Raw genomic sequence first — 25,305 nt, 5'->3', positions numbered from 1 at the left:
CAGCTGCTTTTACCTCGCGAGTTGTGGGTGGGCAAAGGCGCGCTTGCGCCGTGCCCACCATTCTTCAATCCGCACGAAAGCGGTGGGCACGCTTCGCTTTGTCCACCCTACGATTTCTGAATGGGTTTCGACCGTCACTCCGGGGCCGCGCCTACCGGCGGGCCGCCGGGCGGGCGGTGCAGGAAGGTGAGCGACGCGTAGGCGCCAATCCAGGAGCCGATCGCGGCGAAGGCGACATAAGTCGCGTTCTCGGTGTAGCTGATGACGGCATAGGAGGAGAGCAGGTACCAGATCGCGCTCCAGGTCGCAGCCGGCACGCGCTTGCGCGCCACGACCGCGGAGGTGAACATGACGTAGACCGCGTCGGTGGCGGCGGTCGCGAGCAACACGGCACCCGCAGTGAGGGGATCGATGGCAGCCATTGCAGTCCTTTCCGTGCTAGTGAAGTGCGTGGAGCCAAGCTAACGGGAGCAGGTGGCCATGCAAAGTCCGGCCCATGTCCTCAAGGATATCTGGACCTCCGCGGGCGGCGAGGCCGCCGCGCTCGAGCGCGTCTGGCTGAGCGGCGAGGAGCCGCAAATCCCGTCCTCATTCCGCGTCGCGACAGCAGGCCAGGTCAGCATCGCTGCGGCGGGCCTTGCGGCCGCCGAAATCTGGAGGCAGCGCACGGGCGAGGTGCAGGATGTCACTGTGGACATGCGCCATGCCGTCGTCGAATGTCGCTCCGAACGCTATCTGCGCGTCGACGACAAACCGCCGCCGCCGGCCTGGGATGCGATCGCCGGCGTCTACAAGACCGGCGATGGCCGCTTCGTCCGCTGTCACACCAACTTCCCGCACCATCGCGACGCCGTCTGCAAGGTGCTCGGCTCCGAGCCGGAGCGCGAAAAGGTGCAAGCCGCGTTGATGCAATGGAAGGGCGAGGATTTTGAGACCGCCGCCTATGCTGCGGGCGGCGTCGTTGCGCTGATGCGTTCCCATGACGAATGGTCCGTGCTGCCGCAGGCGCGTGCACTGGCCGAGCTGCCGCTCGTCTCGATCGAGAAGATCGGCGAGGCGCCGCCAAAGCCGTGGCCCAAGCTTTGGCCAAAAGGCGACCGCCCGCTCGCGGGCCTGCGCGTGCTCGATCTTTCCCGCGTCATCGCAGGGCCCGTTGCGGGCCGCACGCTCGCCGTTCACGGCGCGGATGTGCTGCTGGTGTCCGGCCCCGAGCTGCCCGCCATCCCCTGGCTCACCATCGACACCGGGCGCGGCAAGCTTACGACCTTCATCGAGCTGAAGAGCGATGCGGGTCGCAAGCGGCTGCGTGCGCTGCTCACGGAGGCCGACATCTTCTCGCAGGGCTATCGTCCGCGCTCACTCGCCGCCCTCGGCTTCGCGCCGGAAGATGCGGCAAAGATCAATCCGGGCATCGTCTACGTCACGCTGTCGGCCTATGGCCATGCCGGTCCCTGGGCAGAGCGGCGCGGCTTCGACTCGCTGGTGCAGACTGCGACCGGCTTCAACCACGCGGAGGGGCAGGCCGCGGGCGTTGACGGACCGAAGGAATTGCCCGCGCAGATGCTCGACCACGCCACCGGCTATCTGATGGCCTTCGGTGCGATGATGGCGAAGGCGCGCCAGGCCCGCGAGGGCGGTAGCTGGCACGTGCGCGTGTCGCTGGCGCAAACCGGGCGCTGGTTGTGGAATCTCGGCCGGCTCGCGGACGGTCTGAAGACCCCGGATCTTCCGGGGGCGGCTGTACATCCTGCGTTCATAAAGGCCATGCCATCCGGTTTCGGAACGTTGAAAGCGGTCAGCCATTCGGCGATGCTGTCGAAAACCCCGGCCGATTGGCTGCGTCCGGCAATGCCGCTCGGCAGCCACCCGCCGGAATGGCCGAGCGGTAACTGACACGAAGCTGACATAGAACTGACGTGGCAAAATTTTAACGCAAACCGAAAGGCCACCAGCGTTTTTTAGGTTGTCTGAAATCTCAATTCGGCACTATTAGCGCGATCGATGAGGCAGTCATTTTGCTGAAATCATCGCGAGAATGACCAGGCCACATGTTAGTCAAAAATACCAAGCAATTGCAGGTATTTACCAAGAAACGGCTGATCGCGTCCGTAGTTTTACTGACGCTCGCCGGCGGCGCCGCCTATGCCTACCTCTATGCGGGGGGCAAGGAAAAGAACCACTCGGAAGTCTCCAGCCAGTCGCGCAAGAACGCGCAGAATTTCATGCCGACGCCGTCCGAATGGGCGACGCTGTCGATCGAGCCCGTGAAGCAAAAGAACTTCCGCGCCGAATATGTCACCGAAGGCAAGGTCGCGGTCGACGAGGACCGCTCGACGCCGGTGTTCTCGCCCTATGCCGGGCGGGTGACCAAGCTGCTCGTGAAGCCCGGCGAGAGCGTCAAGCAGGGTCAACCGCTGTTTAAGATCGAGGCCGCCGACACCGTGCAGGCCCAGAACGATTTCATCACGGCGATCACCTCACAGAACAAGGCGAAGTCGGCACTCGAGCTCGCCGACATCCAGTACAAGCGCGCCAAGGATCTCTACGAAGGACACGCCGTTCCTCTGAAGGACTACCAGCAGGCGGAAGCGACGCAGGTCCAGGCGCAGAACGACATGCGCTCCTCGGTGACGGCGCTGGAGGCCGCACGCAACAAGCTGCACATCCTCGGCTTCACCGACGAATCGATCAAGGCCTTCCAGGACAAGGGCAGCATCAATCCGGAGATCACGATCTACGCGCCAATCTCGGGCACGGTCGTGCAGCGCAAGATCGGCCCCGGCCAGTATGTCAGCGCGGGCGCCAGTGATCCGGTGTTCGTGATCGGCGATCTCTCGACCGTCTGGCTCACGGCCTTCGTGCGTGAGAGCGATGCCGCCTCCGTCTGCGTCGATCAGGACATTGCCGTGAACGTGATGGCGCTGCCGGGCCGTCCCTTCACCGCAAAGATCAATTACGTTGCCGCCGCGATCGACCCCAACACCCGCCGCCTTCTGGTCCGCGCCACCATCGACAACAAGGAAGGCCTGCTCAAGCCGGAGATGTTCGCCAACGTGACGATCTATTCGGCTGGCGGTCGCGGGGCGCCGGCGGTGCCGAAGCAGGCCTTGATCTATGAAGGTGACCAGGTCCGCATCTGGGTCGCGCGCGAGGACAAGTCGGTCGAGCTGCGCCAGATCAAGATCGGGCTCGTCAACGGCGACCTCGTCGAAGTCACAAGCAATCTGAAACCGGGCGAACAGATTGTCACCAAGGGCAGCCTGTTCATCGATCGCGCGGCCTCTGGCAGCTAGCGCATGAACATGCGCAATCAACACTGCCGTCAGCTCACAGCGAAAAACTGACCTGTAATGGATCGTCTCGTCGCCCTTGCCGTCAATCGCCGCTACCTGATGGTCGGCATGTTTGTCGCCGTGCTGATCGGCGGCCTGATCGCGTTCAACCAGCTCAATATCGAGGCCTATCCCGATCCGACGCCGCCGATGGTCGACATCGTGACGCAGAGCCCGGGTCTGTCGGCCGAGGAGATCGAGCGCTACATCACGATCCCGATCGAGACCCAGGTCGCAGGCCTGAAGAACCTGACGACCATCCGCACCATCTCCCTCTACGGACTGTCCGACGTCAAACTCCAGTTCTCCTTCGCCTACACCTATGACGAGGCGCTCCAGCAGGTATTGAATCGGCTGGCACAGCTCGCGCCTTTGCCCGGCAACGTGCAGCCGCAGATCTCGCCGCTCAGCCCGATCGGCGAAATCTTCCGCTACCGCCTGGTCGGTCCGCCGAACTACAGCGTGCTTGATCTGAAGACGATCCAGGACTGGATCCTCCAGCGCCGCTTCCGCGCCGTGCCCGGCGTGATCGACGTCACCGGCTGGGGTGGCAAGACCAAGACCTACGAGCTCCAGGTCGACTTCAACAAGCTGATAGCCAATGGCCTGACGCTGCCGCAGCTGCTCCAGGCGGTGAGCAATTCCAACGTCAATGTCGGCGGCAACACCGTCAATATCGGCTCGCAATCCGCCGTGGTGCGCGGCGTCGGCCTGATCCGCTCGATCGACGACCTCGCCAACACCATGGTGGCGCAGACCGGCGGCAATCCGGTGCTGGTCAAGGACGTTGCAACCGTCACCGTCGGAGAGAAGCCGCGGCTCGGCATCGCCGGCCTCGACGACAGCGATGACATCGTGCAGGGCATCGTGCTGATGCGCCGCGGCGAACAGAGCACGCCAACCATCAAACGCGTCGAGCAACTCGTCACGCAGATCAACAATTCGACCATCCTGCCGCCCGGCGTGCGCATCGAGCGCATCTACGACCGCAAGGACCTGATCGACCTCACCACTCACACCGTGCTGCATAACATGGTGGTCGGCATTTTGCTGATCGTGCTGTTGCAGTGGATATTCTTAGGCGATCTGCGCAGCGCGTTGATCGTCGGCGCCACCATTCCGTTCGCGCTGTTCTTTGCCGTGATCATCCTGGTGCTGCGCGGGGAGTCCGCCAACCTGCTGTCGGTCGGCGCCATCGATTTCGGCCTGATCGTGGACGCGACCGTCATCATGGTGGAGGCGATCTTCCGCCGCCTGACCCAGACCACGCCGCTCTCCGAGCTCGAGCATGCCTCACCGGAGACGCTGTTCGGCATGAAGAGCCATGCCATCCTGTCGGCCGCGGCCGACGTGTCGCGCTCGATCTTCTTTGCCGCCGCCATCATCATCGCGGCCTTCCTGCCGCTGTTCACGCTCTCTGGCGTCGAAGGCAACATTTTCGGCCCGATGGCGCGTACCTATGCCTATGCGCTCGCAGGCGGGCTGCTTGCGACCTTCACGGTGACGCCCGCGCTGTCCGCGATCATCCTGCCCGCGCATGTCGAGGAGACCGAGACCAGGATCATGCTGCTTCTGCATCGGATCTACACGCCGGTGCTGCATTGGGCTGTCAACAACCGCAACATCGTGCTGGGCGGGGCCATCGGCCTCGTCGTCATGACGATCGCACTCGGCCGCCTGCTCGGCCTCGAATTCCTGCCCAAGCTGGAAGAGGGCAATCTCTGGATCCGCGCCACGCTGCCGCCGACCATCTCGCTCCAGGAGGGCAACACCTATGTCAACGAGATGCGGAAGCTGATCCGCGCCCGGCCGGAGGTCGAGTCCGTTGTGTCGCAGCACGGCCGCCCCGACGACGGTACCGACGCGGCCGGCTTCTTCAATGCCGAGTTCTTCGCGCCGCTCAAGCCCGCAAGCGAATGGCCCGGCACCCACGACAAGGAAGTGCTGACCGCGGAGTTGCTCAAGCAGCTCGACGACCACTTCCCGGGCGTCGAGTTCAACTTCTCGCAATATCTCCAGGACAACGTCTCCGAAGCCGTCTCCGGCGTGAAGGGCGAGAACTCGATCAAACTATTCGGTAGCGACCTGAAGGCGCTGACCGACACGGCCAACAAGATCAAGTCGGTGCTGTCGACGGTGCAGGGCGTCACCGACCTTGCGGTGTTCACCTCGCTCGGACAGCCGACCATCCAGATCGATATCGATCGCGCCAAGGCCGCGCGCTATGGCCTTGCGCCCGGCGACATCAACGCCACCATCAAGGTCGCGATCGGCGGCGACACCGCGGGTGACCTCTATGAGCCGGGCTCGGACCGCCATTTCCCGATCATCGTTCGCCTGGCGCCGGAATACCGCAAGAGCGCCGAGGCGATCCAGAATTTGCGCATTGGCGCGCCCGGGCCGAACGGCACCGTCACGCAGATTCCCTTGAGCGAGGTCGCCACGATCAGCCTCGTCTCGGGCGCGGCCTATATCTATCGCGAGCAGCAGGAGCGCTACCTGCCGATCAAGTTCTCGGTGCGCGAACGCGACCTCGGCAGCGCGATCCGCGAGGCGCAGCAGAAGATCGCCGAGCAGGTGCAGTTGCCGCCGGGATCGCACATGGAGTGGGTCGGCGAGTACGGCAACCTCCAGGACGCGATTCGGCGGTTGTCGATCGTGGTGCCGATCTCGCTGGCGCTGATCGGCATCCTGCTCTGGTTCAATTTCGGCTCGATGACCGACACGCTGCTCGCCATGAGCGTGATCCCGATGGCGATCTTCGGTGGCGTGCTGGGTCTGCTGATTACCGGCACGGCGTTCAGCGTCTCCGCGGCGATCGGCTTCATCGCGCTGTTCGGCATCGCCGTGATGGACGGCATCATCATCATCTCGCAGTTCAACCAGCTCATCGAGGAAGGCCTTGACCGCATGACAGCGGTGGTGCGCACCGGCGAGTTGCAGCTTCGCCCGGTGCTGATGACCTGCGTGGTCGCCGGCGTCGGGCTGTTGCCGGCCGCGCTGTCCGAAGGCATCGGCTCGCAGGTGCAAAAGCCGCTCGCAGTCGTCGTCGTCACCGGCATGATGCTGGCGCCGGTGGTGATCCTGGTGACTCTGCCGGTCCTGATCTCCTTCTTCTCGCGTCGCGCCCGCTGATCCCTTGTGGGCATATGCCCACAGATCCTGCCCACTCGGTTTGTGGTTGACGAACTCCTCCGGCGTTCCTTGATTAGAGACAAGGACAACCGCGGGAGAGACGGGCCATGCGGATGGAGGAACAAGTCGGCAGGGGAACCGCCACGGCGGAGCAGATCCTGGGCGAGATCCGGGACTATTGCCGCGCCACCCGAACGGCGGAATCGACCTTTGGCCGGCTCGTCGTCAATGACGGCAAGCTGGTGTCCCGCCTGCGCGACGGCGCCAGGATCACGACGGGCACGCTCGACAAGGTGCGCGCCTATCTCAGCGAGCACCGGCCGGAGCCATCCGCAACCGTCGCGGTGAAGGCGGCCAATGGCGTGGCTCCCGTGGTCGAGGCCGCGCCGCCCGGCTTCCGCTTCTTCGACAATCGGCAGAAATATCTCTTGTTCGTCTCGACCTGTAGCGAGAAGACCGAGGTCGCCAACCGCATCTCGCTGGAGATCTCCAATCTCCAGCCCGCCCCGCCGGCGCTCAGGCTGTTCGATGCCGGTTCCGGCGATGGCACCGTGCTGTCGCGGGTGATGCGGGCGCTGCATGCGCGCTTTCCCGCGATGCCGCTCTACGTCGTTGCCAAGGAGATTTCCTACGAAGACGTCCGCATGATGCTGGAGAAGATGGCCGACCGCCTGTTCGAGCATCCCGCAACCGTGCTCGTCGTGACCAACCTCTATTACGGCGAAGCGCCCTGGCTGACGCCGCGCTCGGCAACCGCGGCGCAAGGCCTGTTGTGGAAGGACGTCGCGCTCTCGGGCAACACCGCGCACGGCTTTGCCGAGCAGATCGGCGAGCTCGAACCGTTCCTCGCCGAGAACTGGCGCGCCGGCATCAGCCAGAAGACCGGCAATCCCGTCTATATGCGGCCGGTGATCCTGACGCTCAGGCGTGAGGACCATTCCTTCCTGCTCGATCCGATCATGCCGCGGCCCGGCCGCGTGATGGCCGATTACGATCTCGTCATCGCTTCGCAGCCTTATCGGGCGCGCGCCAGCGTCGCGTTCAAGGCCTCGAAGGTGGTGACGCCGCTGGTGCGGTCCCTGCGTCCCGGCGGCCGGCTGATCGGCATCCATTCCCACGGCCGTGATCCCGGCATGGAGATCATCGACCAGATCTGGCCGGGCGATGATCCCTTTGGCACCGACCGTTACGCGATCCTGCGCCAGGTCAAGCACGAGCTCGGCTCGGCGGCGCGGCACTACAATTTCAACGCGTCGTCGGATGCGCGCGCGATCTTTCGCTACCGCATGCACACGCTGCCCGATGAAGTGTCGGGCCCGATCGGCACCTCGACGCTGTTCGCGGCCTGGAACGCGGCGATCTATGTCGCGCAGATCGAGGACGACAGGCTGTCCGAGGTCGTGCGCGATGGCCGTTATCTCGAGGCGACCGATCGCGTGGTGCGCAAGCACGGCGGCCTCTGGTTCAACGACGAGACCTATGTGATCTCGCGCCGCCGGGCACCGGCGTGAACGATGGAGCGCGCGATGACGATGACGCTCCAACAGCCCTGCGATCTCGCCGCACTGCTGCCGCAGGCGTCGGTGGAGATCTCCTCGCGCGGGCATCAGCTCGACGAACTGCGCGAGCATTTCTCGGCTGATATCGATGTCAGCATCACCTTCCTGCCGGGCGACCACTACCAGCACAATGTCGAGACTGCGGCGGCGCTGCGCCGCGCCGGCTTCAACCCCGTCCCGCACATCGCGGCGCGCGAGGTCGGCTCGCGCGAAGCCCTGGACGATTTCTTCCGCCGGCTGCGCGGGGAGGCAGATGTCCACCGCATCCTCCTGATCGCCGGCGATCTCGCGATCGCCAAAGGGCCGTTCAAGTCGAGCCGCGATGTCGCCACAAGCGGCCTGATCGAGACGCACGGCTTTTCACGCCTCAGCCTCGCCGGCCATCCTGAGGGACATCCCTATCTCGACACGGCGCAGACGATGAAGTCGCTCGCGGCATGGCGCGACTGGGGCAAGGAGCGGGAGATTGCACTCGACATCGTCACGCAGTTCTGCTTCGAGGCCGCGCCGATCCTGAACTGGCTCGGCGAGCTTCGCATCGCAGCCATCGATCTACCCGTGGTGATCGGGCTCGCGGGTCCGGCTAGTCCGGCCACGCTGATGAAGTTCGCGCTTCGCTGTGGCGTCGGCAATTCGATCCGCGCCGTGCGCAACCAGATCGGCCGCTACGGCCGGCTATTGACCGAGACCGGGCCGGACGAGGTGCTGCGCGGGCTCGAGGCCGCACCGAAGCCTGCGACCTCGCCGATCAGCGGCTTCCATTTGTTCCCGTTCGGCGGCCTGCGCAAATCCGCGCGCTGGCTGAACGAACAGGTGAGCTTGCCTAATGCCCATCAGAACCCGTAAAGCCGCGCTGGATTGTCGACCAGGATCTTCTTGCGGGTCTCTGCATCCGGCGCCCACATCGGAAGCTGGTTGAGCAACCGGCTATCGTCGATCTGATAGAACGGAGCGATGTCGGTGGCCTTGCGTCCTTCCACATGGCCTGAATCCGGATGCGGCCAGTCGGTGCCCCAGACGATACGGTCGGCATTGGCCGCGATCAGCGCGCGGGCGAACGGCACTATGTCCTGGTAGCCGGGCGCGAGCTCTGACGAGCGATAGGCGCCCGAGATCTTCACATAGGCCTTGCCCGATTTCACGAGTTCGAGCAGGTCGGAGAATCCCGGCTGCTCCAGCCCAAGCGACGCGTCCAGGCCGCCGAAATGATCGAACACCGCCGGCACCGGCGCGGCCAGCACGAGATCCTTGATCGCCGAGATCATTGGCAGCGTGGTGTAGAGCTGCACGTGCCAGCCGCGTGCTTTCATGCGTTCGACGGCGGCCATGAAGCGTGCGCGTCCGACATTGGGATCGCTGATGCCGCCGGTTGCCAGATTGATGCGGATGCCGCGGAAGCCGTTCTCTCCCAGCGTATCGAGCTGGGCCTCCGTCGTCTTGTCGTCGATCACGGCCACGCCGCGTGCCGTGGCGCCGCGGGCCTTCATTCCGAACAGGGTGGACGAGTTGTCAGTGCCGTAGACGCTCGGCGTCACGATCACGACGCGCTCGATGCGCAGCGCCTTGTGCAGCGCCGCCATCTCCTCTGGCGAGGCCGGCTCCGGCGTATAGACGCGGCCCGCGAAGAAGGGGAATTTCTCGGGATCGCCGTGGATGTGGGTGTGGCAGTCGCAGGCATGGGCCGGCACGTCGAAATTGATGGGCGTCGACGGCTGCGACGCCCGGGCGCGGGCTTTGCTGGTCATGGTGACTCCGGCAGCTAGGACGACGATATCACATCAGTCTGGCAGTCGCCGCACGTCGCTGCATAGCTGTTCGACAAGTTCTGCAAGGGGCCGCGCGCCATCGACGCGCACGACCGGGCAGGGCAGGCTGGCAACCCACGCCTCATGTTTCGCAAGCGTGCGGCCTTCGCGGTCGCCGGCCTCGTAATGCGAGGCCCATTCGATGAAGGCTTCGGTCTCTTCATGGCGCCAGCCGCCCGGCGCAACGGCATCGGCGCCGAAATGCGTGGCCTCGCGGGCGCGCAGGCGCTGCAGCCGCATCTCGCGTGGCGTGACCAAGAAGACGACGAGATCGAAATGCGCGACCAGTTCGTCGCCCCAGCCGGAGGCGGTTCCGCTCAGCACCCAATCACGGCGCGGCAGGAACATCTCGCGCACGAGACGCAGGCGATCCTGCGGAGCCCGGATCGTCTGGTAGGGCGGTGCGGTCGGTAGCCAAAAATAATCGTCGGTGTCGTGATGCGGCAGCGCAAGCTTGTCCGCGAGCGCGCGGCCGAGCGTCGTCACGCCGGAGCCCGACGCGCCCATCAGATGAATGCGGCAGCTTTTCATGGTCATGTCCCGAGAATGGCTTGAACCGAGTAGCGTCAGGTTTGACTAATGATCCGCGCTCCCGGATCATCTCCCTCCCACCGGAATCACTTTATGCAAAAGTCTTTTGGCAAATTCAAAGCAGGCGTCTCGGCCGCCGCCGTCCTCGTTGCGCTGTTCGGTGTTTATGGCTTCCGCAAGCTTCAGGCGCTGGCGGCCGATCCGGCCGGTCCGAAGGACTGCCGGGCTGCGGATGACATCGGCGAGGGCAACGTCAAGATCGACCTTGACAAGGTGAGGGCGATCGCACCGCTTCAGGGCGTAAAGTGGTCGCAGCTTGGCGGTAGCATCAATGATGCGAGCTGCCTCAACCGCACCGAGATTTACGGCATGGTCGAGGTGCACAGCGTCGACGACATCGCAAAAACCCTGGCCTTTGCGCGGGCCAACAAGCTGCCGGTGACGACGGCCGGCGTGCGCCACTCCATGGGTGGGCAGGCGTTCCGCAAGGGCGGTATCGTGCTGGACATGCGCGGCTTCAACCGCATCACGCTCAACGAGGCGGCGCGCAGCGTCACCGTGCAGCCGGGCGCGACGTGGCACGACATCCAGATCGTGCTGCATCCGCGCTTTGCGGTGCGCGCGATGCAGTCGACGGACATCTTCAGTGTCGGCGGTTCGATCTCGGTCAATGCCCACGGCATGGACCACCAGGCCGGTGCGCTGGCCCGCTCGATCAAGACCATGAAGGTGATGCTGGCCGACGGCTCGGTCCAAAGCGTCTCGCCGACCGAGAACCAGGAGCTGTTCAACCTCGTGGTCGGCGGCTACGGCCTGTTCGGTGTCATCGTCGAGGCCGAGCTCGATATCGCCGACAATACGGTCTACCAGACCGGACGGCGTGTGCTCGACTACAAGGCGTTCCCGGCCTTGTTTGCGGACGACATTGAGAAGGACGGCAATATCGGGCTGATGTACGGCCATCTCTCGACCGCGCCGAGCAGCTTCCTCCAGGAGATGCTCCTCTACACCTACACCAAGGCTGACGGGGCAGACTTCAAGCGACAGCCGCTCGGCGAAGTCAGCGGCACGAAACTCCGACGGCTCACCATCAACCTGTCGAAGCAGGGGTCGTTCTTCCAGGAGCTGAAATGGCTCTCGGAGAAGCACATCGAGCACCGCATGGAGAATTGCACGGTGACGCGGGCGCAGGCGATCGCCTCGGGCGAGGCCTGTCTCGTCAGCCGCAACGATCCCATGCACGACTCCGTGCCGTACTTGCGCAACGCCTTGCAGGACGAGACCGATATCCTCCACGAATACTTCATCCCGCGCAAAAACTTCGTCGCCTTCGTCGATGGCATGCGCAGGATCATGCTCGACAACAAGACCAATCTGTTGAACGCGTCGGTCCGCGTCGTGCACAAGGAGGAGAATTTCCTCACCTATTCGCCGGAGCCGGCGTTCTCATTGGTGCTCTACATCAACCAGCCGACGGACGATGAGGGCAACCGCCGCATGAAGAAGGTGACGGAAGAGCTGATCGGCCTCACCATCGCCAACCAGGGGCGCTTCTTCCTGCCGTACCAGCTCTATTATTCGCGCGACCAGCTCAAGAAGTCCTATCCGCAGATCGACGACTTCTTTGCCGCCAAGCGCAAGTACGACCCGGCCGATCTCTTCACCAACACGATGTACCAGAAATACGCTTCGTGAAGCACAATCCGGACCCGAAGGGCCGCGTTAGCGCAAAGTGTGCAGCGGTTTTCCCGCGCGACAAACGCGGAACGCGTTTGCGCGGCGATCATGCTCAGCAAATAAAGCCTAGGCCACGTGTACCGGGACCAACGAAGGCTAGGTCCGCTTTTGCCGGTTAGCGACCAAGTTCGTGCGGCAGCGCAATATGTCGCCAAGGGCCAACAACAGACTTATCCAACCTAACATCATCAGGGACCTGCTTGTGCAATCGCATTAGTCTGCTACCTTAGGTTAATTCGCAAACCGGGTTATTCCATCTCAAATGCTCGCAGTCGCCTCGAAAGACGATATTCGCAAGATCGGAGAGCCTTTGAATCTCCTGATCAATCAAACATCCTGGCCTCACCCGAATTACGATGTAAGAACATCGGGGGTCTTTGATGTCATAAGGTCCGGCGCTCTCGCAATCGTTGCTCACCTGTCATACTGCGCTATCGGCTCGGATGAGCGTAAGCATCCCCATCGCGCGAAGGTGGTGCCATGCCGAGCCTACCAACGCCTGTTGCTTGCAGAGGATTTTGATTTCGTTGAAGTCATGCTTGGACTGGACTTCGCTGGAATCCGAATAGTCCGAACAGAACGGTTTGTTGCGATCCTGGTGCCGGTCAAGCGACGCAACATGATATTGGTGGGCATTCGGGGAACGCAATTTGCTTATGACTGGGCGATCAACCTCCGCATCAACAAGCGAAAACTCTTCGACGACATCGAATTTCATGCTGGCTTTTTCGATGAAGCCGAAAAGCTTGGCAAGCTGATCATGGAACTTAGATTTGAGCGCGACCTAGAAGATCGACTTCCCACAATGTTCTTCGCTGGTCATTCCCTAGGTGGCGCTGTGGCGGCTCTAATGGCGTCGACGACCAATGCATGTCCGGTGGCGGGCTCCTACACATATGGCTCACCGCGAGTCTGCTCCGCCTCCGCGATGCGTGCGATAAAACAACCATTCGCCATTCGGCGATCATTGGACATCGTACCCCACTGCCCACCCTCGCTGTTCAACTACGCAAACTTCAAGGTTGAATTCGATCCTGCAGGAGCGCCGTTCAAGCCCGCGGACAGTCAAGAGATGTACTTTTTCATCTCGTGGATAGCTGGTCTAGCGATGAGTTCATTTCTCGAAAATCACAGCATGGAACGGTACAGAGCCGAAGTGCTCGAAGTTGTGCGGCAGCAGCCTAGCGTCCAGCCCTACTGGCGATTCACTGAATTGGCGATTTAGGTTTTCAAACCACTTCCGCTTCGGCGCGATTCGTTCACAGAAACTGATATCTGCCATGCCCGCTTTGGGTCATTTTCGACCGACTGAGCGTAGGTTGTCCGCTGGCTCATGTCCGCTTTGCCCCGAAAGCACCGAAATCCCGGGCCGCGTCAGCTTCGCTTCGGCGCGAGTCCGTTGCAGCCGCCGGCCTGCTCGGCATCGAGCACCAGCAGGGCGCCGGCGGCGTAGAGCCGGCTGACGAAATCCGCTGCATTGGATCGCGTGATGGTGACATAGGTGTTCGACGCCAGCACGCGGCCGTCGGCCTTCGCGATGGCCGCGATCGCCTGCGCCTGCGGCCCGATCACGGCCAGCGAGCGGCCGGGCGCGGTGCCGAAGGTCAGGGCAACGACAAGCGCAAGCCAGCCCGTGATGACGAGCGAGACCGCGAACGCGATCCTGCGGAGCGGCAGCAGAGCTGTAGGGCTAATAGTCGTAGAAGTGCTCAAGGCTCGCACCCTTGGTCGTCAGCTCGCGCTTGATCTCGACGAGCCGATCGATCCTAGCCTTAAGGCCGGCCCTGCGGAAGCCGGGCTTGGCGTCCAGATCCAGTGAAAACAGTTCCGTGGTGTCGGGAATATCGAGAGCCGTCCCTTTCGGCGCGATTACCGTGATGAGGATCTCGTGATTGCCGGCGATCTCCACCAGGCGGTGACCGCCGTCGAGCAGCTTGTTCAGGATCTCACTCAGCGCCTTGTAGCGTGGAGCCTGCACGAGTTGCCAATCCGGCGACAGCGTCCGGACCGGGGTGATGCGGGGCTCGGCGCCAAGCACGTCCTGCGGCAGCGTCGCGACCACGAACATGATGTCGCGCGGCTCGTCGTCATCGCTGGCATCGAGCGCCTTCTGGATCGCGGCGGCGTAGCCGATCTTGATGAAATATTCGGTGCCGAGCGCGAAGTCGCGCTCCCATGTGCGCAGATTGCTCGGTGTCGGCGCCGAGATCGCCGCCAGCCCATTCAGCGTGTCGCTGAACGGATATTTGTACCAGGGGATGGTGTAGAGGAAGGCCGCATAGTCCTGCAGCACCGCGCGGGCATATTCGTCCTGCGGCGTGAGCTTCTCCCCCCTGATCCATTCGAACACGCGCCCGATCGTGTTCTCGTAAAGTCCCTTGATCGCGTATTCGGCGGAGTAGCTGATGCCGATGACGTAGATCATCATCTTCACGTCGAAGCGCGATTCCGCGCTCGCCGGGACCGCGCGGTTGATGGTGCAGAAGCTCTGCCAGAAGCCGAGGATGTGGCGCAAATAGCCGAAATGGCTCTCGCTGGACTGGTCGAGGAAGCGGCCAAAATCCTCGAAGGAATAGACGATGTACCACTCCGGGAAGGTGAAATAGGTGTTGTCGAGCGGGCGGCGATAGCCCTTCTCGCCGATCGGCGGCAGCGCTATTGCCGCGGTCGCTGACGCTTCGGCTTGCGTGGCGGGCTGGCAGGTGCCCTCGATATAGGCGAGCGGCCCTAGGATCGCGGCCGCGATCAGGACGAGCAGCGCGAGGACGATGCGACGCAAGCGCTTAAGCATGGGCTGGGCGCGTGCGCGGTGCGAGGAGATAGCCGATCAGGATCGCGAGTCCACCGAGCCCGAGATGCGGCGCATTGGCGAAGATGCGGGTCGACAGCGGCAGGTTCAGCACGCCGTTGATGAGGATGCCGAAATCGAGATAGCCGCTGCCGGTGAGGAGGCCGAGCACGCCATCGGCGAAATAGAAGACGCCGAAGAGCTGGAAGAACAGTTCGGATGCGCGGCGCGAGGTCAGAGCCGAGGCGAGCGCCCACAGCGCGGAGACGAGGTGCAGACCGTCGGCGTACCAGGTGCGGCGGAACAGGCCGAAGATCATGTCATTCTGGTCGATGAAGGCGGGGATGTAACCGGTCAGGATCACGAAACCAAGCAGTGCGGCGTAGCCAAGGGCGCACAATCTGATGATGTCCATGAGTCCTCCGATGAGTTCGAATCTCGTTCGAGTTTAGAGTGTCCCGAGCGCCTTGAGCAGGGCGTCATTGAACTGGCCGGGATCTTCGATCTGCGGGATGTGACCGAGTCCGGGCAGTAGAGTGAAGTGCGCCTGGGGTAACAGAACGTTCAAATCGCGCGCCTGGGCGAGCGGCGTCACACTATCCATCTCGCCCCAGAGAATCGCGACGGGTTGCTTGAGCCGCGCGTAGGCGGCGCGGTCGGCGCTCATCGCGCCGCGATCTGTACCTGTGAAATAATAGAGCCAGTCGGCAATGTCCGGCGTGGAGTTCTGGCGCGTCAGCGGCCGCTGCAGGATCTCGACATATTCGGGCAAGGCGCGATCCTTTTTCGCGATCAGCGATTGCAGCAGCAGCTTCGTCGCAAGCGGATTGGTGACCGTCAGCGACACCAGCGTTTCGCGCAGCCATTGCGGACGCAGCACCGCCGGCGGATCGGACGGTTCAGCCGTCAGTCCCAGCGCGGCATCGACCAGGACCAGCGCGCGGGCGCGGGCCGGGAAGCGCAGCACCAGCTCGGTCGCGGCACCCGCGCCGAAGGAATGGCCGACGATGATCGCGGGCGCCGCATTGAGCTTCTCGAGCACGTCGCTGACGCGCAGCGCCTGATCCTGTCGCGTGTAGCCGCCCGGCCGATCGGAGAAGCCGAACGGCGGCAGGTCGAGCGCGATCACGTGATATCCGCCGGCTGCGAGCGCATCGCTCGTCGCCCGCCACAATTCGCTCCAGGCCGCGGTGCCGTGAAACAGCACGACCGGAATTCCGGCCGGCCGGCCCTTCTCCTGAATGAACACGTCGCCCGAGCGCGTCGTCACCCAGCGGCCGCCCGGCGGCGCGCGATCAGCGCGGCCTGCGGTCTCGCGAACGGAAGCCGCGAGCCGGAATGCGATGACGGCTGCGACGAGCACCAGCAAGGCGATCAGGCACAGATAGGCTGCGCCGCGAAGAATCTTTGAAGTCAACGTGCCTCGCGAGATGAGTCGATCGATACTTTGGTCGCTACTCTAGCGCGAGTTGATTTGACGTTGAAGCAATCGTGATCGCTGGCCTCGCTCCTGATGAAATGGCCTGCCGATTTGCCCGACGTGTCAAGTCCTGGCCCGGCCGGGCCAGTCTACTTTGCATGGGGTTGTTTTCGACATTTTGGGGAGCCTGCCGGGATCACTGCCCCGACGGAGTGCGCAGGCCGTGCCAGGCGTCGCGCACCTGGTGGTAGTGTACTTCGGGCAGATAGTCGGGGGTGTTCAGGCTCAGGGTCTTGACGTCGAGGTGGCCGACGGCGCTCAGCAGCGTGTAGGAGGCGATGACGCGGTCGCGCAGCGCGCCGATCAGGCGGGCCTTGGCCTGGATCAGGTCGGCTTGCGAGTTCAGTACGTCGACGGTGGTGCGTTGTCCGCCGGCGGCTTCGCGCTGCACGCCCTGCAGGGCAACGGTCGCCGCTTTCACCTCGGACTCGGAGGCGGAGACCGCGATCTTGGCGCCTTCGTTCGCCACCCATGCGCTGGTCGCGGCGGTGCGCGCCTGGTTGCGCACCTGGTCGAGCACGAGGCGGCTTTGCGCGGCGACCTCTTTGGCCTGACGGGTTTGTGACGCGGCCTGGCCGCCGTCATAGATCGGCGCGGTGACGTTCGCGACGATGGAGGCCTGGTCGGTGCCGAGCGTGCTGAGCGTCGGGTCGGCGTCGCGGCTGCGGCTGGCGCTGCCCTGCACGTTGGCGCTCGGCAGCAGCGCGCCTTCGGCGACGCGGATATTGGTCGAGGCGACATCGACGTCGAAGCCTGCCGCCATCACCGCCGGGTGCTCGCGGATCGCCATGGCGAGCGAGTCCTCGCGGCTGCGCGGCAGATAGCGGTCGACGACCTCGGCGGGCCGAAGCTGTGACGGCGGGTTGCCAATCACCTGGGCGTAGGTCGCCTGGCTGATGGCAAGCGCGACTTCGGCGGCGTTGAGATCGGAAAGCCCGCGGTTGAGGCGTGCCTCGGCCTGCGCGGTATCGGTCGGCGTGACGTCGCCCGCGTTCAGCCGGCGCTGGGTGACGGCGAGTGTCTCGCGCAGGAACGCGACGTTGGAGCGTTGCGCCTCGACCAGCGACTGGTTGGCAAGCACGTTGGTGTAGGCGGTCACCGCATCAAGCAGCACGCCTTGGCCGACATTGCGCAAGGCTTCGCGGCCGGACTGCACCTGAAGCTCGGCGACGCGCACGCTGTTGGCGGTCCTGAAACCGTTGAACAGGGTCTGCGTCACGGTGACGCCGATGGTCCAGGGCTTCAGCGTCGCGGTCTGGATGGTGTTGTCCGGAAGCAGGTTGCGCACCGATTGCAGGCCGGCGCTCAGGCTTGCCACGATCTGCGGCCGGTAGCCGGCAAGCGCCTGCGGCACATTCTCGTCGGTAGCGCGCTGGCGCGCCCGTTCGGCATTGAGCTGCGGATTGGTCTGATAGGCTTTTGCCAGGGCCTCCGGCAGCGCTTCGGCGCGCGCCGCGGCGGGCAGGGCGCAGGAAACCGCCAGCGCGGTCCATGTGACAAGGACATGACCCACGCCCGATCGGCGCCGCGTCCCCACGCGGCCAGTTCTGGCGGCACGCCCGTTCATCTGATCCGTAACAACCCCCGGCTGTCCGCCCCCGCCGACGGCGGCCCTCTTACCTGTTTAACCAGCGTCGGTCGCGCAGGCAAACTGCCGCGGGTGAATGTCCAATGAAATCCGTGCTTGTTGCAGCTACGTCACAGGGATTCCGCGGGGAGCTATGAGGAAGCCTTACACCAGCCTTACCGATTCTTGTTCACCGGCTTGCGCTTCTCGATGAAGGCGGCCATGCCCTCGGAGCGGTCGTCCAGTGCGAAGGTGGCGTGGAACAGGTTGCGTTCAACCTGCATGCCCTCGGCGAGCGTGGTCTCGAAGGCGCGGTTCACCGCTTCCTTGGCCATGGCGACCGCCGGCTGCGACATCGCGGCGATCTTCTCGGCAGCCGCGATCACCTCGTCCATCAGCTTGTCGGCGGGGACCACGCGGCTGACGAGGCCACTTCGCTCGGCTTCCGCCGCGTCCATCATGCGGCCGGTGAGGCAGAGGTCCATCGCCTTGGACTTGCCGATCGCGCGCGTCAGGCGCTGCGTGCCGCCGATCCCGGGAATGGTGCCGAGCGTGATCTCGGGCTGGCCGAATTTCGCGGTGTCGGCGGCGATGATGATGTCGCACATCATCGCAAGCTCGCAGCCGCCGCCGAGCGCGTAGCCTGCGACTGCGGCGATCGTCGGCTTGCGGCAGCGCGCCACGCGGTCGCCGCCGATCGCGGCAAAATCTTCCGAGAACATGTCGATGAAGCCTTTCGGCTGCATCTCCTTGATGTCGGCACCCGCGGCGAACGCCTTCTCGCTGCCGGTGACGACGATGCAGCCGATCGCGTCATCGGCCTCGAGATCGTCGACGGCGGCGGCGATCTCGCGGAAGACGCCGAAGGACAGCGCATTGAGCATCTTCGGGCGGTTCAGCTTGACGATGCCGACCGCGCCCTTGCTTTCGACGATGATGTGCTCGAACGTGCTCATGGTCCACCCACGCATTTTTCGATTTCAGCCGGCAATGTGCCCGCTGACGCGGTGGGCTTCAAGGGGGCGAAACCGCCCGACGGGACGCGCGAGCCGCGCGTCCCTGGAATCCGCTCAGACCCAAGAATCCCAACGAATCAAGCCATGAACATGCGCGCGGCCGAGGCCAGCGTCAGGAGCGCGCCGAAGCCGATGAAGATCTTGCCGATCAGCGAGCTCTGGTCCCAGGCCGAGTTTTCGTGGCTTGCGGCAGCCATCACCGGAGCCGGGCGCGGCTGCGCGTCGGCCGCCGCGACGGTCTTTTGCGCAGGCGGGTTGTCCTGCTCCTGGGTGGCGTCGCCCGGCTGATCCGCCGCCGCCTGGCTGTCCGGCGCCGGCGCTGCAGTCGCCTGGTCGGCCGCGGCCTGCACGTTGTCATTGGCCCGCGACGTCATGGCGGTGGCTGCAGCGGCCGTCGGTGTATCGGCAGCGGCGAGCTGCGCGTTGGCGTTGGCAACCAACGGCGGCATGGCGCCGAAGGCCGGCGCGGCGGTATCGGAGACCGCGCCCACCGTATTCTTGGCAGCGCCCTTGCCGGCCTTGTCTTCGGAGGATGTCTCCGCCGTCCTGCTGCTGCGGTGACGGGCGGCGTGACGCCGGTGTTTGGTTGGAGTGACGGTCTCGGTCGATTTGGTCGCGCTGTCGGTGTTGTCCGACATGGACGCGGTCGGGGCGGCCTGCGAGGCGCCCCCGAACAGCAGAAACAGTCCGGCGCCCAGAACAAAGGCGACACGCCCGCTGGCTCTGATCATTTGACGATCTCCCCAATGCGCCCGCCCGGCGCGAACAGAGACCCTGGGCGTGACCGCAGCGGGGCAGAAAATGGGAATCTTCGGGCCTGGGCGGGCGAAAACGGAGCAATCCGGCGCGTCCGGCCGGCTTGGCGGGTGCGAGCCGAACCGAACGATGTTATGAGCCTCCCGGGCTTGCCGGCTGCGCCGGACCGTGGGGCGATGCGTCGCCCGTCGTGAGGTCACGATTTCGTGATGTGAAACGTGCTGGCGTAACAAATTGAAAGAGCGGCCGAATTGCCGTGTGAGGGGCGCGCGTGCGCGGACGTGAGGACGAATGGACCGGCCTGATGCGGTCGGCCATGGCAGGGGATGATGCGGCGTATCATCGCCTGCTGAAGGCGGTCACGCCGGTGCTGCGGGCTGCCGCCCGGCGCGGTCTCGCGCGGGCCGGCCAGCCTCCCGATCAAGCCGAGGATATCGTGCAGGACATTTTGCTGGCGGTGCATTTGAAGCGGCATACCTGGGACAGCGAAGCGCCTTTCGCGCCCTGGCTGTTCGCGATCGCCCGCAACAAGCTGATCGACGCGCTGAGGCGACGGGGTAGGCGGATCTTCGTCAATATCGACGATTTCGCCGAGACGCTCCCGGGCGAGGCGCCGCAGGAGACCGCTTCCGCAGGCGAGGTCGCGGCGCAGCTTGCCACGCTGCCGCGGCGCCAGCGCGACGTGTTGCAGTCGATTGCGGTCGACAGCACCTCGATCAGGGACACGGCGTCAAAGTTGTCGATGAGCGAAGGTGCGGTGCGCGTCGCGCTACATCGGGGGCTGGCCGCGCTGACCGCCAAATTGCGGGACATATGAGATGGATACCGATCAACTCATTCGCACGCTCGCGGCCGACAACGCTCATCACGCGCCGAAGGTCGGCGCCGTGCTGGCGCTCTCGCTGCTGGTGGCCGCGCCGCTCTCGATCCTGATCTTCGCCACTTTCCTCGGTGTGCGGCCGGACGTGATGAGCGCGATGCACAATCCGTTCTTCGACATGAAGTTCGCGGTCACCCTGTCGCTCGCGATTCCCGCGATCGCGATCAGCCTGCATCTGTCGCGGCCCGAGGCCTTGATGCGCGGCTGGGGCTGGCTGCTGCTGCTCCCCGTGGCCCTGCTTGCGGTGGCGATCGGCGGCGAGATGATGATGGCGCCTGCGATGCCGATGACGATGCGGCTCGTCGGCAAGAATTCCAGGGTGTGCCTGTCGGCGATCCCCGCGATGTCGTTGCCGCTGCTCGTGGGCGCGCTGTTCGGCCTGCGTCACGGCGCACCGTCGCGGCCTGCGCTTGCCGGCGCGCTCGCCGGCCTGTTGTCGGCGGGGCTGGCGGCGACGCTCTACGCCTCGCACTGCACCGACGATTCGCCGCTGTTCGTGGCGACTTGGTACACGCTCGCCGCCGCGTTCGTCACCGCGATCGGCGCGCTCGTCGGCTCAAGAGTCCTGAGATACTAGAGCACGATCCGGAACGCGGAACGCGTTTGCGCGGAGCTCATGCTCAGACAATATGTCCCGCCGGCTATGCCGGCGCCGTGCTCTGCTGCATACGGTGGAAGCGCAGCACCTGCTGCGCGGTCGAGGCGCGCAGCGCCTCATAGGTGTCTCGCGCGCTCAACAGGTCGGTCGGATCGCCGCCGGACAGCTTGTCGCGCATCGCGATGATCGCGCGCACGCTTGACCATGACATGCCGGCGACCTTGGCGAGGATCATCACGCCCTCGGTGCGGCTTTCGATCATCATGTTCTCGGCGATCGCGACCGGCACGCCCGCGAGCGCCGCGAGCCCGGCATTGGCCTCGTCGAACTTGCTCTGTTCGGCGAAGGCCGTGACCTGGTGCTCGTTGAGACGGCCGTCCTCGAACAGCGATTTCACCAGCGCGCGCGCCATTTCGGTCTGTCGCGTCATGGTCGCCGCGCGGACGCGCTGCGCAGCCTCTTGGACCGCGCTGAGCACCGCGTCGGACTGGCCCGGATTGGCGGCTTCGAGCTTCCGGCGCACGCTCAAGGAGGCCTTCGCGATCAGTTTCAGATAGTGATGACGCGGCAGCTCCGGGCGCAGGCCCACGCAAGTTGCGAGGTCGTCGTCACGTTCGGCGCGTTCGACCAGCTCGGTGAGGCTCATCTCCGTGAATTGCGCGCCGGGATTCTTGACCGTCGACTGCACCACCTCGTCATCGCCGCGCGCCACCAGCACTTCGGTGAGCGCGTCGGACAGGACGCGGCGCATCGAGATGGCCTTGAGATGCGCCTGGCTCTTGCTGCGCGCGATCTCGATCAGGGTCGCCTCGTCCAGCCGCTCCGACTTCGACAGCACGGGGCCGGCGACGTCGATGACGTCGTCGAGCGCGAGCGTGCGGATGGTCATGGCCGGCGCCGTGTGGATCGGTGCCAGGCGCTCGGCGAGCAGCACCTTGGCAGAGGTCTCGATATGGTCGATCAGGCACTGGAAGACGTCGTCGAACACGGCGATCTGGTCGTCGGAATAGTCCACCGCGCCGCCGATGAAGAGATCTGTGACGCGGCGCAGCGTCTCGACCCGGCGCGCAACCGTGCCGTGGGACAGCGTCGCTTGCAATTCGTCGAGCAGGTCTTCGGAAACCTTGGCGGATTCTTTGGCGGGTTTCGATCTCATGGCCCTGTCCTGGAGCGTTAGGTCCGGCGGTTCTTTCAGCGCCGCCGGACAAAAATGGATTGGTCAACTGGTCGCAATGCGGTTGCGTCCTTGCGCCTTGGCGGAATAGAGCGCGCTGTCGGCGCGCGCGAGAAATGAGTCGGCATTATCATTGTCGCGCAGCGCTGCGACGCCTGCGGAAATCGTCACATGCATGCCGGGCGCGAACGCGCTCCAGTCGAGCTCGGCCACGATCAAGCGCAGGCGGTCAAGCATGCGCATGGCGGCTTCGCCCGACGTTTCCGGCATCAGCAGCAGGAACTCCTCGCCGCCGTAACGGCCGAAGCGGTCGTTGGGGCGGATATTGGCGAAGATGGTGATGGCGAAGGTGCGCAGCACCTCGTCGCCGGTCGGATGGCCATGGGCATCGTTGATGCGCTTGAACCAGTCGAGATCGATGAGTGCGGCCGAGCAGGGCGCTTTCGCCTCGCGCGCGCCGGCAATCTCCTCATCGAGCGCGCGCATGATCGAGCGGCGATTGAGCGAGCCGGTGAGCTCGTCGAGCTCCGCGAGCTCCTCGATACGCTGATAGGCGGCCTTCAGCTCGATGCTGCGCTGGTACAGAATCTTGCGCAGCGTGCTGCCGAACAGGCCGAGGAAGGCGCACTGGCCGATCACCAGGACGAAGCACAGCATTGATGCAAGCCGCTCGAGCCGGCTCGTCACCGGCATGCCGATCGGCAGGTCGGAGATCAGGAAGACGAAGCCGAGCCCTATGGTCGCGAGCGCCCAGGTCAGCATCGCCTGCTGCGAGGTCATGCGCAGCGTGCCGAAGGCGAAGATCAGGAACAGCACGCTGATGAAGGCGACCCCGATCGTCGGCACCGCCAGCAGGAAGATGAGCTGGAGCGCCATATGCGCCGAGATCTGGAAGACGGTGAGGTAGTGGTCCCTGTAGCGCTCGCCGACGCCGGCCTCCGACAGCACCCCGAAGCTGCCGATGATCATCAGTCCGCCGAGCCAGAACAGGGACGGCACGATCATCGGGATCGCCCCGTCAAAGGCATAGAGCAACAGAACGGACGCGCCGAGCGAGTAACTCGCGACCTGGCTGATATACATCTGGCGCCGCTGCCGCATGCGGCGCGCGACGACTTCCGGCGTGGCCTTGTCGGGAGACAGGACGAGATCCGCGACCTCTGCGGCATTCCGCTCCGGGATGGATGTCGCGGCCGTGCTCATGAACCTGCCATTGGTGAATGTCAGTCCAAAAATCTACGTGGCAAGCCTTTAGGTTTGGTATCCTTGCGGTGCGAATCCGGGCGCTGCGCCCGGGTAAGTGCCTTGATCCGACACGGAAATTAGCCAGCGATTAGGGATTGTCGGCGATAGGCCGGGGAATGCGTCAAGTAATGGGCCACGGATAAGGTCAACGGTAAGGTCCAGAGATACAGTCATTTTGGCCGGCGAATGCGCTGCGCAAGGCTGCGTTATGGATCGAGGCTTGGTAAGATCGCGCCGCGCCTGCGGGCGCTCCGTAGGGAAAAGTTCTAGTATTATGTTACCATTTTCAGCATGTCCCCAAGGGCTGCAAGAAAACGCGCGTATGTGGGGCACATCACACATGTCCCCGTACGACTGCGGTAAGTTGAAGAATCTTGCGCCACCCGTCGAACCGCCTGCCGTTTCGACCCGACCAACTTTGCGAGACGGCCTTTGAGCGTGACACAGGCGGCTTCGGACGAAGTCCTGATCGCCCGGATCGCCCAAGGCGACCGGCTCGCCATGCAGGTGCTGTACGGGCGGCACCATGTCAGGGTCTATCGCTTCGGGCTCCGGCTCGTGCGCGATGAGCAGGTCGCTGAGGACCTGATCAGTGAGGTGTTTCTCGACGTCTGGCGTCAGGCCGGAAAGTTCGAGGGACGTTCCGCTGTTTCCACCTGGCTGCTGGCAATCACCCGATTCAAGGCCCTGTCTGCGCTTCGGCGCAGGAAGGATCTTGAGCTGGACGAAGAGGCCGCCAACGCGATCGAGGACCAGTCCGACGATCCGGAAACGGCGGTGCAGAAAAAGGATACCAGTGAAGCGTTGCGAGAGTGTTTGACGGCACTGTCGCCGGAACATCGGGAAATCGTCGATCTCGTCTACTACCACGAGAAGTCCGTGGAAGAGGTGGCCGAAATCGTCGGAATACCGGAGAACACCGTGAAGACGCGCTTGTTCTATGCGCGCAAGAAACTGGCCGATCTGCTCAAGGCAGCCGGCGTAGAACGAGGCTGGCCATGATGGCATTGAGCAAGAAGATGCTGGAGCAAGAGCCCAGTGAAATTGAGATGCTGCTGCCATGGCATGCTGCCGGCACGCTGAATCCGCGCGATACGCGCCGGGTCGAGGAAGCGCTCGCCCGCGATCCGGATCTCGCCAGGCAATATGCCGCGATCCGTACCGAATACGAAGAGACTATCCATCTCAATGAGAGCCTCGGTGCTCCGTCGGCCCGCGCGATGCAGAAGCTGTTCGCGGCGATCGACGCGGAGCCCGCGCGAGCGCCGACCGCGCTGTCGCTCTCCTCGCGCATCTCCACCTTCTTCGCGAGCCTGTCGCCGCGCACGCTCGCCTGGTCGGCGAGCCTCGGCGTGATCGCGCTGCTGCTGCAGGCCGGTGTCATCGGCGCCGTGCTGATGAAGAACCAGAACTCGACCTTCCAGACGGCCTCGCTCTCTACGAATGAGCCGATCACGCGCGAGCTCGGGGCCTCGCGTGCGGCGTCGGCGCATGCGCTGGTGCGGTTCACGCCGGACGCGCGGATCGCTGACATCACCACGCTGCTCGACAGCTACCAGGCCTCGATCGTCGACGGCGCCAAGGGCGGCATGTTCCGCCTCCAGTTCAACAAGGCGATGAACAACGACGAGCTTGCCTCGCTGCTCGGCAGGATGCAGCGCGAGAAGATCGTCAACCTCGCCGTGGCGGCGCCTTAAGCGCC

The 25,305-nt window shown here is 64.3% G+C and carries 23 protein-coding genes; 11 read left to right on the top strand and 12 right to left on the bottom strand.

Annotated features, from left to right (window positions below; all coding sequences use genetic code 11):
• Positions 1-134: 134 nt before the first annotated feature.
• Complete coding sequence (locus tag NLM33_RS12365) at positions 135-422, bottom strand: hypothetical protein (RefSeq protein WP_254096314.1); 288 nt, start codon at positions 420-422, stop codon at positions 135-137.
• A 58-nt stretch (positions 423-480) separates the two neighbouring features.
• Here NLM33_RS12365 and NLM33_RS12360 point away from each other — a divergent pair, with 58 nt between their 5' ends.
• The 5 genes from NLM33_RS12360 (at position 481) to NLM33_RS12340 (ending at position 8,872) form a co-directional block, all read left to right on the top strand.
• Positions 481-1,893, top strand: a complete 1,413-nt coding sequence (locus tag NLM33_RS12360; protein ID WP_254096313.1) for a CoA transferase — start codon at positions 481-483, stop codon at positions 1,891-1,893.
• Between the two features lie 155 nt (positions 1,894-2,048).
• Complete coding sequence (locus tag NLM33_RS12355; protein ID WP_254096312.1) at positions 2,049-3,293, top strand: efflux RND transporter periplasmic adaptor subunit; 1,245 nt, start codon at positions 2,049-2,051, stop codon at positions 3,291-3,293.
• 57 nt (positions 3,294-3,350) lie between these two features.
• Positions 3,351-6,467: an efflux RND transporter permease subunit gene (locus NLM33_RS12350; protein ID WP_254096311.1), complete on the top strand. Its 3,117-nt coding sequence runs from the start codon at positions 3,351-3,353 to the stop codon at positions 6,465-6,467.
• A 107-nt stretch (positions 6,468-6,574) separates the two neighbouring features.
• Positions 6,575-7,978 (top strand): hypothetical protein, encoded by a 1,404-nt coding sequence (locus NLM33_RS12345; protein ID WP_254096310.1) that lies wholly within the window; start codon positions 6,575-6,577, stop codon positions 7,976-7,978.
• A 15-nt stretch (positions 7,979-7,993) separates the two neighbouring features.
• Positions 7,994-8,872 (top strand): hypothetical protein, encoded by an 879-nt coding sequence (locus NLM33_RS12340; protein WP_254096309.1) that lies wholly within the window; start codon positions 7,994-7,996, stop codon positions 8,870-8,872.
• Here the strand turns inward: NLM33_RS12340 and NLM33_RS12335 are convergent.
• Positions 8,860-9,771 (bottom strand): amidohydrolase family protein, encoded by a 912-nt coding sequence (locus NLM33_RS12335; RefSeq protein WP_254096308.1) that lies wholly within the window; start codon positions 9,769-9,771, stop codon positions 8,860-8,862. The two genes, NLM33_RS12340 and NLM33_RS12335, sit on opposite strands and share 13 nt — an antisense overlap.
• A 33-nt stretch (positions 9,772-9,804) precedes the next feature.
• A complete protein-coding gene (locus NLM33_RS12330; RefSeq protein WP_254096307.1) occupies positions 9,805-10,362 on the bottom strand; it encodes an AAA family ATPase in 558 nt (185 codons plus the stop codon).
• Positions 10,363-10,455: 93 nt separating this feature from the next.
• Here NLM33_RS12330 and NLM33_RS12325 point away from each other — a divergent pair, with 93 nt between their 5' ends.
• Both NLM33_RS12325 and NLM33_RS12320 read left to right on the top strand, forming a co-directional pair.
• Positions 10,456-12,057 carry an FAD-binding oxidoreductase gene (locus tag NLM33_RS12325; RefSeq protein WP_254096306.1) on the top strand — a complete coding sequence of 534 codons (1,602 nt, stop codon included), beginning with the start codon at positions 10,456-10,458 and terminating at the stop codon, positions 12,055-12,057.
• A 304-nt stretch (positions 12,058-12,361) separates the two neighbouring features.
• Positions 12,362-13,324: a hypothetical protein gene (locus NLM33_RS12320; protein WP_254096305.1), complete on the top strand. Its 963-nt coding sequence runs from the start codon at positions 12,362-12,364 to the stop codon at positions 13,322-13,324.
• A 149-nt stretch (positions 13,325-13,473) separates the two neighbouring features.
• Here NLM33_RS12320 and NLM33_RS12315 read toward each other — a convergent pair whose 3' ends face one another.
• From NLM33_RS12315 to NLM33_RS12285, 7 genes are all read right to left on the bottom strand, one after another.
• Positions 13,474-13,812 (bottom strand): hypothetical protein, encoded by a 339-nt coding sequence (locus tag NLM33_RS12315; protein ID WP_254096304.1) that lies wholly within the window; start codon positions 13,810-13,812, stop codon positions 13,474-13,476.
• Positions 13,790-14,890, bottom strand: a complete 1,101-nt coding sequence (locus NLM33_RS12310) for a hypothetical protein (protein ID WP_254096303.1) — start codon at positions 14,888-14,890, stop codon at positions 13,790-13,792. Before NLM33_RS12310 ends, NLM33_RS12315 begins: the two co-directional genes overlap by 23 nt.
• The gene (locus NLM33_RS12305; protein WP_027528164.1) at positions 14,883-15,302 is read right to left on the bottom strand and encodes a hypothetical protein; all 420 of its coding nucleotides are present in this window, start codon (positions 15,300-15,302) and stop codon (positions 14,883-14,885) included. Before NLM33_RS12305 ends, NLM33_RS12310 begins: the two co-directional genes overlap by 8 nt.
• Positions 15,303-15,335: 33 nt before the next feature.
• Complete coding sequence (locus NLM33_RS12300; RefSeq protein ID WP_254096302.1) at positions 15,336-16,304, bottom strand: alpha/beta fold hydrolase; 969 nt, start codon at positions 16,302-16,304, stop codon at positions 15,336-15,338.
• A 199-nt stretch (positions 16,305-16,503) separates the two neighbouring features.
• Positions 16,504-17,934: a TolC family outer membrane protein gene (locus tag NLM33_RS12295; protein WP_254096301.1), complete on the bottom strand. Its 1,431-nt coding sequence runs from the start codon at positions 17,932-17,934 to the stop codon at positions 16,504-16,506.
• Between the two features lie 176 nt (positions 17,935-18,110).
• On the bottom strand, positions 18,111-18,890 hold the full coding sequence (locus NLM33_RS12290) for an enoyl-CoA hydratase (protein WP_254096300.1): 780 nt from the start codon (positions 18,888-18,890) through the stop codon (positions 18,111-18,113).
• A gap of 137 nt (positions 18,891-19,027) precedes the next feature.
• Complete coding sequence (locus tag NLM33_RS12285; RefSeq protein ID WP_254096299.1) at positions 19,028-19,681, bottom strand: hypothetical protein; 654 nt, start codon at positions 19,679-19,681, stop codon at positions 19,028-19,030.
• Between the two features lie 296 nt (positions 19,682-19,977).
• Here NLM33_RS12285 and NLM33_RS12280 point away from each other — a divergent pair, with 296 nt between their 5' ends.
• Both NLM33_RS12280 and NLM33_RS12275 read left to right on the top strand, forming a co-directional pair.
• The gene (locus NLM33_RS12280) at positions 19,978-20,523 is read left to right on the top strand and encodes a sigma-70 family RNA polymerase sigma factor (protein ID WP_254096298.1); all 546 of its coding nucleotides are present in this window, start codon (positions 19,978-19,980) and stop codon (positions 20,521-20,523) included.
• Between the two features lies 1 nt (position 20,524).
• Positions 20,525-21,163 carry an NrsF family protein gene (locus tag NLM33_RS12275; RefSeq protein WP_254096297.1) on the top strand — a complete coding sequence of 213 codons (639 nt, stop codon included), beginning with the start codon at positions 20,525-20,527 and terminating at the stop codon, positions 21,161-21,163.
• A 64-nt stretch (positions 21,164-21,227) separates the two neighbouring features.
• Here NLM33_RS12275 and NLM33_RS12270 read toward each other — a convergent pair whose 3' ends face one another.
• Both NLM33_RS12270 and NLM33_RS12265 read right to left on the bottom strand, forming a co-directional pair.
• Positions 21,228-22,340 (bottom strand): DUF2336 domain-containing protein, encoded by a 1,113-nt coding sequence (locus NLM33_RS12270; RefSeq protein ID WP_254096296.1) that lies wholly within the window; start codon positions 22,338-22,340, stop codon positions 21,228-21,230.
• Between the two features lie 63 nt (positions 22,341-22,403).
• Positions 22,404-23,561 (bottom strand): GGDEF domain-containing protein, encoded by a 1,158-nt coding sequence (locus NLM33_RS12265; protein WP_254096295.1) that lies wholly within the window; start codon positions 23,559-23,561, stop codon positions 22,404-22,406.
• Positions 23,562-24,035: 474 nt separating this feature from the next.
• Here NLM33_RS12265 and NLM33_RS12260 point away from each other — a divergent pair, with 474 nt between their 5' ends.
• A complete protein-coding gene (locus tag NLM33_RS12260) occupies positions 24,036-24,605 on the top strand; it encodes a sigma-70 family RNA polymerase sigma factor (protein WP_254096294.1) in 570 nt (189 codons plus the stop codon).
• On the top strand, positions 24,602-25,300 hold the full coding sequence (locus tag NLM33_RS12255; protein ID WP_254096293.1) for a hypothetical protein: 699 nt from the start codon (positions 24,602-24,604) through the stop codon (positions 25,298-25,300). Before NLM33_RS12260 ends, NLM33_RS12255 begins: the two co-directional genes overlap by 4 nt.
• Positions 25,301-25,305 lie beyond the last annotated feature (5 nt).

Origin of the sequence: Bradyrhizobium sp. CCGUVB1N3, assembly GCF_024199925.1 — a bacterium.
Classification (GTDB): Bacteria; Pseudomonadota; Alphaproteobacteria; order Rhizobiales; family Xanthobacteraceae; genus Bradyrhizobium.
This window is presented reverse-complemented; position numbering and strand designations above follow the sequence as displayed.